This is a genomic window from Rhodococcus sp. 14-2483-1-1 (genome assembly GCF_002259335.1).
In the GTDB taxonomy this organism is placed as follows: Bacteria; Actinomycetota; Actinomycetes; order Mycobacteriales; family Mycobacteriaceae; genus Rhodococcoides.
In genome coordinates, this window is sequence record NZ_NPFX01000007.1 from 299,994 (window position 1) to 314,563 (window position 14,570).

Below are 14,570 nucleotides of genomic sequence, written 5' to 3' on the forward strand. Positions count from 1 at the left end.
GCGGCAGGCTACTTGCGAACACTAGCAATCAGCCGACGCGACAAGTGCTATCCCTGCCCTCACCGAAACTCCGCTACCTTCACTGACATGCGCGGAGAACCCGACGAATCCACCGACTTCAGGCTGACCGTGGCCACGGCGGCTCTCGACCTCTTCTCGGTCAAGGGCTACGAGTCGACGACGGTGGACGACATAGCCGGAGCCGCCGGAATCTCGCGACGGACGTTCTTTCGTCAGTTCCGTGCCAAGGAAGACGTCGTATTCGCCGATCACGAAATACTGCTCGAGCAGGCAGGCGCATTTCTCGACTCGAACGAAGGCGATCCCTGGCAGGCGGTGTGCGACGCCGCGCAGCAGGTGTACGAGCGATTCTCCGACTGGCTGGAGATGTCGCGCCTGCGCTATCAGGTGGTGCACCGCAACCCTGCGCTGCGCGATCGAGAGATCGTCACCGTGTTTCGCTACGACCGACTGTTCGTCGAATATCTGCAGCGAGTGCGGCCGGATCATTCGCACCTGGAGATTCTGCAGTTCTCGGCTTCGGTGACCGCAACACACAACTACATCCTCCGACGGATGATTCGCGACGGCCTGCCCACGTCGGTCAGCGACCTGCGGTCCGCGCTGGCGCAGGTACGCGCGCAATTCCTCGGCGAGATCGTCGTCGCGTCGTTCCCGCGGGGCATGTCCGTCGCGAAAGTCGTCGACGCGTTGGCCGATCACACAACAGACTGACTCACCCGACGGTGTGGCACTCAGTGCCGCATAACGTGGACCCACCCTTGAAACGAGCGAGCTGCAGACGTACGATGGGTGCATCCTTGGCACTGAGTGCCCTAATCGGTCAGTGCTGATCCCCCTACATTCAAGGAGCGTGGCCGATATGGCCGGAAATCCCGACTTCGATCTGTATCAATCGCCCGAGGAGCACGACGAACTGCGTGCGGCCATTCGGGCACTGTCGGAGAAGGAGATCGCTCCGTACGCCAAAGAGGTGGACGAGGACTCACGCTTCCCGGAAGAGGCATTGAAGGCCCTCAACGCCTCCGGCTTCAACGCCATCCACGTTCCCGAGGAATACGACGGTCAGGGTGCCGACTCGGTCGCAGCCTGCATCGTCATCGAAGAAGTCGCTCGCGTCTGCGGCTCGTCCTCGCTGATCCCCGCCGTCAACAAACTCGGCACGATGGGCCTGATCCTCAAGGGCTCCGAGGAACTCAAGAAGCAGGTCCTGCCGTCACTCGCAGGCGGCGCGATGGCGTCGTACGCCCTGTCCGAGCGGGAAGCGGGCTCCGACGCAGCGGGAATGCGTACTCGCGCCAAGGCCGACGGTGACGACTGGATCCTCAACGGCTCCAAGTGTTGGATCACCAACGGCGGCAAGTCCGATTGGTACACCGTCATGGCCGTGACCGACCCCGACAAGGGTGCCAACGGCATCTCCGCGTTCATCGTGCACAAGGACGACGAGGGATTCGTCGTCGGCCCCAAGGAGAAGAAGCTCGGCATCAAGGGCTCCCCGACGGCCGAGCTGTACTTCGAGAACTGCAAGGTCCCCGGCGATCGCATCATCGGCGAACCGGGCACCGGCTTCAAGACCGCCCTGGAAACGCTCGATCACACCCGCCCCACCATCGGCGCTCAGGCTGTCGGCCTGGCACAGGGCGCCCTCGACGCTGCCATCGCGTACACCAAGGACCGCAAGCAGTTCGGCACCGCGATCTCGAGCTTCCAGGCCGTGCAGTTCATGCTCGCCGACATGGCCATGAAGGTCGAAGCCGCACGCCTGATGGTCTACAGCTCCGCAGCCCGCGCCGAGCGCGGCGAGAAGAACCTCGGTTTCATCTCTGCAGCAGCGAAGTGCTTCGCCTCGGACGTCGCCATGGAGGTCACCACCGACGCCGTGCAGCTCTTCGGCGGCGCCGGGTACACCACCGACTTCCCGGTCGAGCGCATGATGCGCGACGCCAAGATCACCCAGATCTACGAGGGCACCAACCAGATTCAGCGTGTCGTCATGTCGCGGGCGCTGCTCAAATGAGCGACATCGAACTCGTAGGCGTCATCGGTGGCGGCACCATGGGTGCAGGTATCGCCGAAATGTGCGCTCGCTCCGGCAGTTCCGTACTGATCCTCGAGACGAGCCAGGCGACGGCCGACGCCGCAGAAGCTCGCCTGGACAAGTCCTTCGCTCGCGCCGTCAAGTCCGGCCGCATCGAAGCCGATGCGGCCGAGAAAGCCCGTGCTGCAATCACGTTGACGCTCGACATCAACGATTTCGCAGACCGCGACCTCGTGGTCGAGGCAGCACCGGAGATCGAATCGCTCAAGCTCGACCTGTTCGGCAAGCTCGATTCCATCGTCAAGCCCGAGGGAATCCTGGCCACGAACACCTCGTCGATCCCGGTCATCAAGATGGCCAACGCGACGAAGCGTCCCGACAAGGTGGTCGGCGTGCACTTCTTCAACCCGGTGCCGGTGCTTCCGTTGGTCGAGATCGTCGTCAGCTTGCTCACCAGCGAAGAGACAGTGTCCGCGGTGACGGATTACGCGGGCAACACGTTGGGCAAGAAGACGATTCGCGCCGGAGATCGCGCCGGATTCATCGTCAACGCATTGCTCATCCCGTACATGGTCTCGGCCATCCGCATGCTCGAGTCCGGCTTCGCCAGTGCCGAGGACATCGACGAGGGCATGGTGAACGGTTGCGCTCACCCCATGGGTCCGCTGCGTCTGACCGACACCGTCGGCCTCGACGTCACCCTCGCGGTGGCCGAGTCGCTCTACGCGGAGTTCCGTGAGCCGCACTACGCTCCGCCGCCGCTGCTGCAGCGCATGGTGGGCGCGGGAATGCTGGGACGCAAAACCGGCAAGGGCTTCTACACGTACTCGTAGCAGTCCCCCGGAGTCTGCGTGAATGGTCCATTCACCCCCGTCAGGGCCGGTGAATGGACCATTCACGTCTTCGAAAGGCGCACACTGGAGTCGTTCCACAACACTGGGAGGCTCCATGAACATCGATCTCGACGGCCGAACCGCATTGATCTCCGGCTCCAGTCAAGGCATCGGATTGGCCATTGCCACCGAATTGGCCCGTGCCGGTGCGCGCGTCGTGCTCAACGGCCGCAGCGCATCCGCGCTCGATTCGGCCGAGGAACACCTGCTCACCGAGGTACCCGGCGCACGAGTGATCGTCGTGGCAGCTGATCTCGCGACGGCCGACGGGGTCGAGACCCTGCTCGCCACGGTCCCTGTGGTCGACATTCTGGTGAACAACCTCGGAATCTTCGGAGCCAAGCCGGCCCTCGATATCGACGACGACGAGTGGCGTCGCTACTTCGAGGTGAACGTGCTCTCGGCCATCAGACTCATCAGAACGTACTTGCCGGCGATGACCGAAGCCGGCTGGGGCAGAATCCAGAACATCTGCAGCGATTCTGCAGTCGTCATTCCCGAGGAAATGATCCACTACGGCATGACGAAAACCGCACTGCTGGCGGTGACCCGCGGATTCGCGAAAGCTGCTGCAGGAACTGGCGTTACGGTCAACTCCGTGATCGTCGGGCCCACTCACACCGAGGGCGTCGAGAAGTTCGTCGCAGAACTCGTCGGCGACGATCTGCCGTGGGACGAGGCTCAGGCGACATTCATGAAGGAACATCGTCCGCAATCGCTCATCGGACGGTTGATCGAGCCGAAGGAAATCGGAAACATGATCGTGTACCTGAGTTCGGAGCAAGCGTCCGCGACCACCGGGGGCGCTCTACGAGTCGACGGCGGCTACGTCGACTCGATTCTGCCCTGACTTCCGGCCCCGTCGCGTGCCATTGCCTGCGGCACACAGCTTGTCCGGTCGGTCACAGTTTGTGGCCGACCGGTTCGGGGCATGCGTGAAGTACACGGAATCGAGCAGAGGTTCTTCACGCATTTCACCGCATTCGGAGACGATTCGACAGTGAGCGATCAGTACACCTTCACCAACCCCGTCACGCAGTACCGTCAGGACGGCTTCCCTGAGCAGCATCAGGATCCGCCCGGTCTGGCCGCAGACCTTCAACCCCTCGCCGACCACGGTGAGGACAGCTATCGCGGTTCCGGCCGCCTGACCGGCCGTAAGGCCTTGGTCACCGGTGCCGATTCCGGAATAGGCCGTGCGGCAGCGATTGCCGTCGCCCGCGAGGGTGCCGACGTGGTTCTCAACTATCTACCATCGGAAGAGATGGACGCGCAGGAGGTTGCGCAATTGGTCCGCGACGCCGGCCGCACCGCAGTCCTCGCACCGGCAGATATCACCGACGAGCAGGCCGCGCGTGGGATCGTGCGCACCGCCGTCGACGAGCTCGGTGGCCTCGACCTGCTGATCAACGTCGCCGGAAAGCAGCAGTTCGTCGAAGATCTGGCCGACCTGTCGTCCGAGCAGTTCGATCAGACGTTCAAGACCAACGTCTACGCATTGTTCTGGATCATCCAGGAAGCGGTGCCGCACATGCCTGCTGGTTCCACCATCGTCAACACCAGTTCGATCCAGGCGTACACACCCTCACCCGGTTTGGTGGATTACGCGACCACGAAGATGGCCATCAACACCATCAGCAAGGCGCTCGCGCAGCAGTTGGCACCCAAGGGAATTCGCGTCAATGTTGTTGCCCCGGGACCGTTCTGGACACCGCTGCAGGCAGCCGGCGGGCAGCCGACCTCGGCGCTGCCGGAGTTCGGCAAAGAGACACCGCTCGGACGTGCGGGGCAACCCGCCGAGATCGCCGGTGCCTACGTCTACCTGTCGTCGGCCGAATCGGGTTACGTCTCCGGCGAGACATTGAACGTCAACGGCGGCATGCCGACGCCGTAGTCGACATCCGTTCTGCGTGAATGGACCATTCACACCCGTCTGGGCTTGTGAATGGTCCATTCACGCATCTGGAGACGTCAGTCCTTCGGCCCACCCGCTGCGTAGACGACCTGGCCCGAGATGAAGCCCGCTCCCTCGCTGACGAAGAACGAGGCCAAGTGCGCGATGTCGTCGGGGTGTCCGACGCGATTGACCGGAATCTGCGACGCCGCAGCAGCTTTGAAGTCCTCGAACGGCATTCCGACGCGCTCTGCAGTCGCCGCTGTCATCTCCGTCTCGATGAATCCCGGGGCGATGGCGTTGGCTGTCACGCCGAACTTGCCGAGTTCGATGGCAAGGGTCTTGGTGAATCCCTGCATGCCGGCCTTGGCAGCGGAGTAGTTGGCCTGGCCGCGGTTGCCGAGGGCAGACGTGCTCGACAAGTTGACGATGCGGCCCCACTTGGCGTCGATCATGTGCTTCTGGACCGCGCGGGTCATCAGGAACGATCCACGCAGGTGTACGCCGAGCACGGAATCCCAGTCCTGCACCGTCATCTTGAACAGCAGGTTGTCGCGCGTGATTCCGGCGTTGTTGATCAGTACGGTCGGCGCACCGAACTCGCTCGCGATGCGATCGACCGCAGTCTGGACCGATTCCTCGTCGGCGACGTTGGCACCGATGGCCACTGCCTGCCCACCAGCAGCTTGGATTGCGCCGACGGTGTCGCTGCACGCGGCCTCGTCGAGGTCCACTACGGCAACTCCGAAACCGTCCTTGGCCAGCCGCTTCGCCACCGCAGCGCCGATGCCACGCGCACTACCGGTGACGATGGCCGTCTTGATCTGATCGCTCACGAATATCTCCTAGGAACACGCCGAATCGAATTACCTGTCATCTGTTTCTACCAACCCCGGCGGCGCAGTCAGTACGCAGCCACCGCTCCGTCGAGCGCCTTCTGCATTCCCTCAGCCACCACGCGTGTGATGTCGATCGGCTTCTCGGGCAGTTCGGTGATGGGGGTATCGATGTACACGCTGGCCTGCTTGACCTTCGTCGTAGGGCCGTAGCTCAACCCGATACAGATCAGCACCGGCTCGACACCGAGCTTGCGTGCGCGCAGCGCGATGTGGCCGATGCCGCTGCCGACGTGCTGCACCGTCGTCGGATCCTCCAGGTTGCAGGTGCCCTCGGGGAACACTGCAAGGTCGTCGCCCCGCTTCATACGCTCGGCACTGACGTCCATCATGCGATTGCCTGCTGCGCTGACGGCGCGCATGCCATGGTTCTTGCCACGGAAGACGGGGATGCCGCCCATCATGTCGATTCGCCTGCGCTGCTTGGGTTCCTGGAACAATTCGTCCTTCGCCAGTACCCTCGTACGCCCGATCACCGGACGCAGCGGCGACGCCCAGGCCGCCGCTGCGAGGGTGTAGGGATCGTTCTCGGTCAGATGATTGACCGCGATGAGCAAACGGGTGTTGTCGTACACCAGACGACGCAGTTCCTCACGGGCACCGTCGGGATACGACACCCGCGGGCGGAAGCGCCTGGCCAAGGTGGCGTACGCCAGCCTCGCGACCTGACGATTCTGCTGGTGACGCAGGTAGAAGTCGTACACCGTCACATCGTTCTCGAGAATTACCGCTGGCCGATCCATGAACCGAGCTTAGTGGTTCGAACTGTGCCGCCGGGGCCGAAGCCTCCTTCGTATCGCCTACCCGATGATCGCCTTGTATTCGGTGAAGATCGGCGCGTACTCGGGACCGCAGTTCGCGATCGACCAATCGGTGAGGAGGGTGAGGTTCTCGAACACACCATCCATCGCGCTGAAGTCGCCGGCCGCACCCTTGGCGTCGGCCTCCTCCATGGCCTGTAGCCACGCCAACGGCTCCGGTGGAGCGACGGCCTGCAGCTCCGACTGTGTCACCGGGGCCTTCGTCGCGAGTTCTGCGGCAATGGATTCGGCCACCTCGACACCACCCGCCTCTGCTTCCCGCAGGTTGGCCAGACCCTGTGCCACCTGGGTGGCGTACAGCGTGCAGAAGTCCGACTCACCCGAATCCGCTTCCACCGATTGCACGGATTCCACCGATGTTGCGGCCGGCTGCTCAGCCGTGGTGGACGGGTTCTCTTCTGTGGACGAACACCCCGCGAGAGCGAGGACAACTACCGCGCATCCTATGGTCGATCGACTGTTCATCGGCGTTGCACTCCTCGTGAACCCTGCCTGGACGACTGCCAGTCTGCGCTCGAGTGCTCAGTTGTGCAGCGCTGTGAGCAGCGCGAACGGTTCGAGCCGGCCTCACACCCGCGAGGAACCCATAGCCCGGATTCCGACGGCAAGTCCGACCGCCGCAGTGGCCGCGGCAGCAACGACACCTGCCGTCACCGTCGAATTGGTGAACTCGCCCGCGAACAGTGCACGCTCGGCGTCGACCAGATACCCGAGGGGGTTGATGTTCACCAAGAACTGCATCCATCCCGGGGCCGCGGTCAGCGGAAGCATGGTGCCCGAGAGGATGAGCAGGGGGAACATCAATGTCTGCTGGATGGACCAGAACACCCAATCCTGTCCGCGCACAGCCAAAGCCAGCGTGTAGGACAACGCGCCGAGCCCGACACCGAACACACCGAGCAGCACGATTCCCACGACCGCGCCGACGGGATTCACCGACAACCCGAGCGGCAGTGCCACCAGGACGATCAGCACGGCTTGAGCGGCCAACGGCACCATTTCCTTGAACGCGCGGCCGACGAGCAGAGACGACCTCGGCAGCGGCGTCACCAACATCCGTTCGTGTGAACCCTGCTGCAATTCGGCCAGCAGGTTCGAGCCCGTCATCGACGTCCCGAAGATGGTGATCATTGCGAGCACCCCTGGAACGAACCAGTCCCACACACTCCCGCTGCCGAGACCTGGGACCTCGGTGAGAAGCGGGCCGAACAGCGCCAGCAGAATCAGTGGCTGCACCAGACTGAAGATGACGGTGAACGGATCGCGCACCATCGGCCGCAGTTCGCGGCCCATCACCAAGGCGCTTCCCGAGAGTACGTTCATCGGAGTTCTCCTGCCGCGCTTGCAGTTTCGAGGGAAGAGCTGCCCGCTGCGGCGCTCTCCCGAAGGCTGCGCCCGGTGAGGCCGAGGAACACATCGTCGAGGGTAGGTCGCGTCATGTCCGCCGTGTGCACCGTGATTCCGTGAGACTCGCTGAGCCGCAGGAGATCCGGAAGAACCACCTCGGCTCGCTCGACCCGAATGTTCAACCGCGAACCCGCAACCGTCACGTCTCTGACTCCGGCAACACCGCCCAGGAGCGCACTCAGCGCCGACGCGTCGGACGCGGTGAGGACGATCAGATCACCGGCCAGTTCCGATTTGAGGGCCGTGGCGGTGTCGTCGGCGATGACGGTGCCGCGATCGACGACGATCACCCGCTCGGCCATCGAATCGGCCTCGTCGAGGTAGTGCGTGGTGAGCACGATGGTGGTGCCCATCTCCCGCCTGAGCCGCAGAATGTGATCCCAGAGATTCGCTCGGCTCTGCGGGTCCATACCGGTGGTCGGTTCGTCGAGAAACAGCAACGGTGGCCGGTGCACCAACCCCAACGCGATGTCGAGTCGACGCCGCTGCCCACCGGACAGCGTGGACACAGTGCGACCCGCGAGCTCGCCGAGTTCGAGTGCCTCGATCAATTCGTCTGCGCGACTACCTGATCGTCGACGCGTCATGCCGTAGCACAATCCCTGCACCACCAGTTCGTCTCGGACGCGCTGATTGTGCCCCGCACCGTTGCCCTGGCCGACGTAGCCGAGACTGCGTCGCACACGGTCCCGATCCTTCGCCACATCGAATCCGGCGATCCGCGCCGAGCCCGACGTCGGTTCGAGCAACGTCGTCAACATGCGCAGAGTGGTCGACTTGCCGGCCCCGTTCGGGCCGAGAAGAGCCACCAGCTCTCCCTCACCGATCGTCAGATCGATGCCACGCACCGCCTCCACGGTCTTCTTGCCCTGCCGAAAAGTCTTGGTCAGTCCCGATGTTTCGATCATCTGTGACGCCCCTCGTCGCACTGAGTGAATCCGTACGAGAAAGACGTTAGGAACGATCGCGGTCAGCTTCGGTCCGCGTTGCCAGGACAGCCGACATCAACCGAAGACGGGGAACTTTCGCTTGCGGGCCAGGGCATCCATCCCGGATTGGATGCTCGAGCGCACCTCCTCGTACTTCGCGTCGACGTAGGCCTCGTCGTCGCACAGTGCCGGATCGTGGTCGAGTTCGATCGGCGGCATGAAACGGGTACGGATCTTCGCGGGCAACGGAATCTGCGGGAGCGCCGCGGGCGCAATGATCCAGGGAAGCGAGATCGCGATCGGAAAGACTTTCAACCGCGCAATCTTGTCCAGCTTCAACGCTTTCGACAGCTTGTCGCCGCGAATGAGTACCGGCATGGCGTCGGCGCCGCCCACTGTTGCCACCGGAACGATGGGTACGCCCATCCGAATGGCGAGCTTGATGAAGCCGGTTCGGCCACCGAGCGTCGCCTCGTCGCGCTTGCTCCATGGCCGCAGCGAATCGACCTCACCGCCCGGCCACACGATGACGTCCCGACCCTCGGCCAGTGCCGTCGACATCGAGTCCGGCGCAGCAGGAAGCACACCCATGGATCGAAAGACTTTGCCGATCAACGGAAACGCCATCAGTGCATCGTGCGCGGTGCCGTGCAGAATTCGCTTCTCGCCGAAGTGTCGCCACCACTGGGCGCCGACGGTCCATGCATCCCACACGAACGGCGCACCCGAATGCACCCCGACGACGAGAACCGGCGACTCGGGAATGGTCTCCCACCCGTCGATCTCCATCCGGAAATAACGGTCCATCACTCCGTTCCAGAGCTTTTGCTGACGGTCCATCGCCACTGTGTTCTGATCGTCGAGGTCCCAGCCGCCCGCGCGCTCGGCAACCACCCCTCCGAGACCACCGGAGGCCTTCTCGCGGCGTTCCTTCATCTTCAGCCGGGCCGCCGCCGCGTAACGCTGTGCCTGCTCGCGCAACTGCTCCTTCGTCGACTCCTCCGTCGACGCTCCGGTGCCGTCCCCACCCATTACGTGATCCCCATCACTCATACCCGCACGGTACTCCACCCGCCCACCGCCGACCGACAACCAGCGCTCGTTACCCCACGCGACGTCCCACCTGTCCGTTATGGTCGAAATTCGAGCCGAACGAACGAGGTACACCGATGGATCCGATCGAACCGGCCTACGGCACGACGGCACTGCTGCTGATCGCCGCCGCAGCCGTGGCAATCCTGCTCTTCCTCATCATGAAGGTGAAACTGCACGCCTTCGTCTCCCTGGTCCTGGTCAGCGCGGTCACCGCCGTCGCCGCGGGAATCCCACTTGCCGACGTCCCCGATGCGTTGCTCTCCGGGTTCAGTTCCACGCTCGGATCGGTCGCGCTACTGGTGGCACTGGGCGTGATGGTCGGGCGTCTGCTCGAAATCACTGGTGGCGCACAAGTATTGGCCGATACCCTGATCAACCGGTTCGGCGCCAAACGGGCACCACTCGCACTCGGTGTAGCCGCACTCATCTTCGGCTTCCCCATCTTCTTCGATGCCGGTCTCGTCGTCTTTCTGCCGATCATCTTCACCGTTGCCAAACGGTTCGGCGGATCGGTTCTGCTGTACGCCCTCCCCACCGCGGGGGCCTTTGCCGCGATGCACGCCATCGTCCCGCCGCACCCCGGCCCGGTCGCTGCCACCGAACTGCTCGGCGGAGACATCGGTTCGGTACTGCTCATCGGCGTTCCCGTCGCCGTCGTCTCCTGGTTCGTCGGCTCGTACCTCGTCGGTACCCAGCTCGGCAAACGATTCGTCACCATGCCCGCAGACCTCTTCGCGGACGGATCGCAGAACACCGAGGAACACGACAAGGAGATGGCCGCGCTCCGCGACCCGGCCCCGAAGTTCGGTGCGGTGCTTCTCATCCTGCTGACACCACTGGTGCTGATATCGCTCAACACCGTCGTCAACACTCTGACCACCTCCGGTGTACTGACCGGAGACGAAACCTGGGCTGCTGCCCTGACTCTCATCGGCCAGACGCCCATCGCGCTGCTGATCACCTTGCTGCTGGCGCTGTTCATCCTCGCGCCCGGACGCTTCCCGGTGGCCGAGGGTGCCAAGTACATGGACCAGGCCCTCGGACCGATCTGCTCGATCATCCTGATCACCGGTGCAGGCGGCATGTTCGGTGGAGTGCTGCGAGCCAGCGGTATCGGGCAATCCCTGACGGCGTCGTTGTCCGACATCGGGCTGCCGATTCTGCTGCAGGCCTTCCTGATCGCCACCGCGCTACGCGTCGCGCAGGGTTCGGCCACCGTCGCTCTCACCACCACGGCTGGGTTGATCTCGGTGCAGGTCGCCGAGCTGGATCTGAGCAACTTCAAGATCGCGCTGCTGGTCTTCGCACTGGCCGCCGGAGCCACCGTGCTCTCCCACGTCAACGATTCCGGCTTCTGGCTCGTCAGCCGCTTCTTCGGCATGGACGAGAAAACGACCCTCAAGACCTGGACCGTCATGGAAACGACACTGGGACTGGCGATCTTCGCCGTAGCGTCACTGCTGTGGGTGGTGTTCTAGCGGCTTCGGCCACAAGCAGCACGGGCGCTACCGCGGATGCATGTCGTCGAACGTTGCTACGACAAGCACGAGGTTCAGAGCTGCTTGCGCATCTTCACACTTGTGGTTTCATAACCGGCTGACTCGTACATCCCGCGCGCGACCGAATTGAAACCGAACACGCTCAGTCCCAGCGTCCGCGCACCCTTCGCACGTGCATGGTCCTCGGCGAGCTGCATCGCTGCTCGCCCGTAGCCCTGGCCTCGGTGCTCTGGCTCGACCAGGACATCCCAAACCCACCACGAGCTGGCGTCGTCCGAGTTGTCACGGCCAATCCAGAGGTACCCGACGATCTGGCCGGTGTCGTCAACGAGGTCGAACACAGTGTTACCCGGGGTGGGAGCACCCTCTGGGAAAGCATGCGCGAGGGCATCACTGGAGTGCTCTTCAGCGGCGCGTGGCGTCTCACCTGTAGCGATCAGGTCCGTCTTGTACTCGCTCTGGCTCCGTTTCAGCCATGAGGGAAACCGTTGAACAGTGATCGGGACGAGTGTGATCGACATGTCGCCAGTCTTACAGCGGGGTCGCGCCGACCCTCGACAGGTATCACCAACACGCCCTAGCCCTAAGTGTCTCGCTAGGCAGCGGCCGGTCTTGTCATCGCGGGGATCACTTCGATGACTCGTCACGTGCTGGAGATCAGGTATCGCCGACCGAGGCGCGACGCCACCTGCTGAACATAGTCTTTCGAGGATCGCTTCGCTCGTGACAGTCGGCGACCCCGGCTGTCATAGTGCGTCGCGCTTGGGTTGCCATCGGGCTGCGCGCTCGCCGATCGATGCGAGCCGCGCAGTCTCGTGCACACGAGCGGCTCGGGTCTCGGGCCGCTTGGCAGTCACGATCCACTCCAGAATCCCGCGACGCGCGGACGGCGGAAACTGGATCCAATTATGCTCCGCATCAACATATTCGGTGAATGCAGCCGCAAGATCCTCGGGAACGATCAGATCCTCGACCTCGTCGAGTACGGTCCATGCTCCGTTGGCCACGGCAGCCTCGACGGCTCGCTCCCCCGCCGGAAGCATCAGGCCTGCTTCACGAAGGGCCTCGATGCGAATCTTGTTGGGACGCGACCATGCACTAGTGGGTTTCCGGGGCGAGAAATACAACATCGTGCGCTCGTCGTCGAGCTTGCGGGGTCGACTGTCGACCCACCCCACCGCGAGTGCTTCCGTGACGGCGTCGTCGTAGCTGACCGCCGGTCTTCCGGTGGCCTTCTTCCACGACACCAGCCACACGGATTCCTTTGTTCCGTGATGTGCGATCAGCCATGTCCGCCATTGCTCGCGTGTTTCCGCATGCACTCGGGGAGCATCGTCCATGACGGCCATGTGGGGCCTTCCTCCGTCGACTCGAAAGTCCGTCGCTGTCTCGGCGACGCCACTCGATTATGCTGCGATCGTGGGCGAAATTCCCTCCAGCGATGTGTCGGCGATGCGAGGCAATCGTGAGTGACCGCATTCGATTCGACGGAGTGCTCGAGCCGTTGACGTGGGGGAAGAGCACGTACACGATCATCCACATTCCGACTCGATTGGTCGAGGCAGCGATGCGTTGGCCGACGCGCCGGATCGACGGTTCGATCGACGGACTCAGCCTCAATCTCGGTATCAACAAGGCGGATCCGGATGTGATGCCCGGATCCTTCGTCTACGTCGGGGCGGGGCTACAACGCCGACTGGGCGTCGCTGCCGGCGATCTGGTGTCGTGCGAATTCGAGCCGGCCGACCCCGATCTGGTGCCGGTCCCCGAGGACCTGGCTCGAGCGATGGAAGACGCACACTGCACGGCCGCATGGGAACGAAGGCGGGCGAGCGAACGGCGTCAGTTGTTGATGCCGATCGACAACGCTGCGAGACCTCGGACCCGCGCAGAGCGCATAGCGCGACTGGTGGGGTCGTTGACGGCGAATCAGCAGACCGACAGCTGACCTACCGTCACTGCACCGGAACAAGAATTCGCCACGCGCCCAGGGCCAATGAGCCGACGGTGACGAGCAGGAACAATCCGACCCAGACGATGCCGGGCAGGAAGGTCAGTCGGGCGAGTTGATCGGCGTCGGAATCCCGTGCCCGTCCGGCGCTGCGTGATTTCTGCAGTTCGAGAACGGGCCGCGGGCCGGCGATCAACAGGAAGAACGTGATGAAATACGCCGCTGCGACCTGCTGTTCGCCGGTACCCCACCAGGACACCACGAACAGTGCAGCACCGACGACGACGAGTGACAGCAAGCCGTAGATGTTGCGAATCATCAACAGCATCAATGCAATCGAGATGACACCGATCCACAGCACAGCGACCGCATGCTGAGTGCCTAGCACGAACGCAGCACCGAGTCCGAGCAGCGACGGCCCCACGTAACCTGCGAAGGTCATCGCGATGACGCCGAGGCCGGTGGGCTTGCCCTTCGAGATCGCGACGCCGGAGGTATCGGAGTGCAGTCGCAGCCCCATCAGCTGTCGACCGGTGATCAGCGCGACGAACAAGTGCGCACCCTCGTGCGCAATGGTGACCACGTTGCGCGCGATCCGCCACGTCTGCGGCAGTACGACGATGACGAGTGCAACCAGAGCCGCAACTTGGACGATCCACACCGGTGGATCAGGACTCACCGCGGAGATGCGGTCCCAGAATTCGTTCACACCCAAGTATGCGGCTTCGCCGCAGTGGTGCGGCTAAGTGCCGCCGGTGGCGCTCAACCGCACCACTGCCGCAGGCACTACGACGCGCGTGCTTCGGCTTTGGCGCGTTCGCGGGCGAGGGAGCGGTCTCGCATTTCCTCGAACTTGGTGGCTTGGCGTTCGAGGTCTTCGAGGAACGCGGCGAGTTCTTCGCGCTTGTTCTCTCCGCGTGCGGTGAAGTCGTTGCGCTCGAAGACGTTCCACTTGCGCAGCACCGGCCAGACGACGTCTTCGAGGTGCTGACGCAGGTCGTAGATGCCGTGCTTGGCCATGAGTACACCGTTGCGGCGGAAGTTCGGCATCCCGGCACCGGGCATGACGAAGTTGGTCACGATGTCCGAGACGGCCTGCAGCGTCTGATCGGGGGAGATGTCC

The 14,570-nt window shown here is 63.4% G+C and carries 17 protein-coding genes; 7 read left to right on the top strand and 10 right to left on the bottom strand.

The genetic code is table 11. The annotated features are described in order from the left end of the window. Window positions 1–87: 87 nt before the first annotated feature. From CH294_RS07750 to CH294_RS07770, 5 genes are all read left to right on the top strand, one after another. Window positions 88–735 carry a TetR family transcriptional regulator gene (locus tag CH294_RS07750; RefSeq protein WP_032377491.1) on the top strand — a complete coding sequence of 216 codons (648 nt, stop codon included), beginning with the start codon at window positions 88–90 and terminating at the stop codon, window positions 733–735. Window positions 736–883: 148 nt separating this feature from the next. Next, window positions 884–2,041, top strand: coding sequence for an acyl-CoA dehydrogenase (locus CH294_RS07755; RefSeq protein WP_032378347.1), 1,158 nt, complete (start codon window positions 884–886; stop codon window positions 2,039–2,041). A gap of 5 nt (window positions 2,042–2,046) precedes the next feature. Then, window positions 2,047–2,895: a 3-hydroxybutyryl-CoA dehydrogenase gene (locus tag CH294_RS07760; RefSeq protein ID WP_283164495.1), complete on the top strand. Its 849-nt coding sequence runs from the start codon at window positions 2,047–2,049 to the stop codon at window positions 2,893–2,895. A 115-nt stretch (window positions 2,896–3,010) separates the two neighbouring features. Further along, entirely contained in the window at window positions 3,011–3,805 is a 795-nt protein-coding gene (locus tag CH294_RS07765; protein ID WP_094737535.1) for an SDR family oxidoreductase, read from the top strand. 81 nt (window positions 3,806–3,886) lie between these two features. After that, window positions 3,887–4,849, top strand: coding sequence for an SDR family oxidoreductase (locus tag CH294_RS07770; RefSeq protein WP_249305136.1), 963 nt, complete (start codon window positions 3,887–3,889; stop codon window positions 4,847–4,849). A 77-nt stretch (window positions 4,850–4,926) separates the two neighbouring features. Here CH294_RS07770 and CH294_RS07775 read toward each other — a convergent pair whose 3' ends face one another. The 6 genes from CH294_RS07775 to CH294_RS07800 all read right to left on the bottom strand — a co-directional run bounded on the left by CH294_RS07775 (window position 4,927) and on the right by CH294_RS07800 (window position 9,934). After that, entirely contained in the window at window positions 4,927–5,685 is a 759-nt protein-coding gene (locus tag CH294_RS07775; RefSeq protein WP_032396725.1) for an SDR family oxidoreductase, read from the bottom strand. 68 nt (window positions 5,686–5,753) lie between these two features. Then, window positions 5,754–6,488, bottom strand: a complete 735-nt coding sequence (locus CH294_RS07780) for a 1-acyl-sn-glycerol-3-phosphate acyltransferase (protein WP_032405199.1) — start codon at window positions 6,486–6,488, stop codon at window positions 5,754–5,756. A gap of 57 nt (window positions 6,489–6,545) precedes the next feature. Then, a complete protein-coding gene (locus tag CH294_RS07785; protein ID WP_094703174.1) occupies window positions 6,546–7,031 on the bottom strand; it encodes a hypothetical protein in 486 nt (161 codons plus the stop codon). 102 nt (window positions 7,032–7,133) lie between these two features. Continuing rightward, complete coding sequence (locus CH294_RS07790; protein WP_094608715.1) at window positions 7,134–7,889, bottom strand: ABC transporter permease; 756 nt, start codon at window positions 7,887–7,889, stop codon at window positions 7,134–7,136. Further along, window positions 7,886–8,881, bottom strand: a complete 996-nt coding sequence (locus CH294_RS07795; protein WP_094737536.1) for an ABC transporter ATP-binding protein — start codon at window positions 8,879–8,881, stop codon at window positions 7,886–7,888. The genes CH294_RS07790 and CH294_RS07795 overlap by 4 nt, the downstream gene beginning before the upstream one ends. Before the next feature lie 96 nt (window positions 8,882–8,977). After that, on the bottom strand, window positions 8,978–9,934 hold the full coding sequence (locus tag CH294_RS07800; RefSeq protein ID WP_052058331.1) for a lysophospholipid acyltransferase family protein: 957 nt from the start codon (window positions 9,932–9,934) through the stop codon (window positions 8,978–8,980). Window positions 9,935–10,071: 137 nt separating this feature from the next. On the opposite strand from CH294_RS07800, the gene CH294_RS07805 reads away from it, so the two are divergent. Next, window positions 10,072–11,475 (top strand): GntP family permease, encoded by a 1,404-nt coding sequence (locus CH294_RS07805; protein WP_094617114.1) that lies wholly within the window; start codon window positions 10,072–10,074, stop codon window positions 11,473–11,475. 74 nt (window positions 11,476–11,549) lie between these two features. Here the strand turns inward: CH294_RS07805 and CH294_RS07810 are convergent, their stop codons facing one another. Both CH294_RS07810 and CH294_RS07815 read right to left on the bottom strand, forming a co-directional pair. After that, window positions 11,550–12,017 carry a GNAT family N-acetyltransferase gene (locus CH294_RS07810; RefSeq protein ID WP_094737537.1) on the bottom strand — a complete coding sequence of 156 codons (468 nt, stop codon included), beginning with the start codon at window positions 12,015–12,017 and terminating at the stop codon, window positions 11,550–11,552. A 225-nt stretch (window positions 12,018–12,242) separates the two neighbouring features. Continuing rightward, the gene (locus CH294_RS07815) at window positions 12,243–12,845 is read right to left on the bottom strand and encodes a YdeI/OmpD-associated family protein (RefSeq protein WP_094737538.1); all 603 of its coding nucleotides are present in this window, start codon (window positions 12,843–12,845) and stop codon (window positions 12,243–12,245) included. A gap of 116 nt (window positions 12,846–12,961) precedes the next feature. On the opposite strand from CH294_RS07815, the gene CH294_RS07820 reads away from it, so the two are divergent. Further along, a complete protein-coding gene (locus CH294_RS07820) occupies window positions 12,962–13,444 on the top strand; it encodes a YdeI/OmpD-associated family protein (protein ID WP_170944627.1) in 483 nt (160 codons plus the stop codon). Window positions 13,445–13,451: 7 nt separating this feature from the next. On the opposite strand, the gene CH294_RS07825 is transcribed toward CH294_RS07820, so the two are convergent. After that, a complete protein-coding gene (locus CH294_RS07825) occupies window positions 13,452–14,156 on the bottom strand; it encodes a M50 family metallopeptidase (RefSeq protein WP_032405193.1) in 705 nt (234 codons plus the stop codon). 77 nt (window positions 14,157–14,233) lie between these two features. Beyond that, a partial coding sequence (locus tag CH294_RS07830; protein ID WP_170944574.1) for an acyl-ACP desaturase occupies window positions 14,234–14,570 on the bottom strand: 337 nt, incomplete at its 5' end.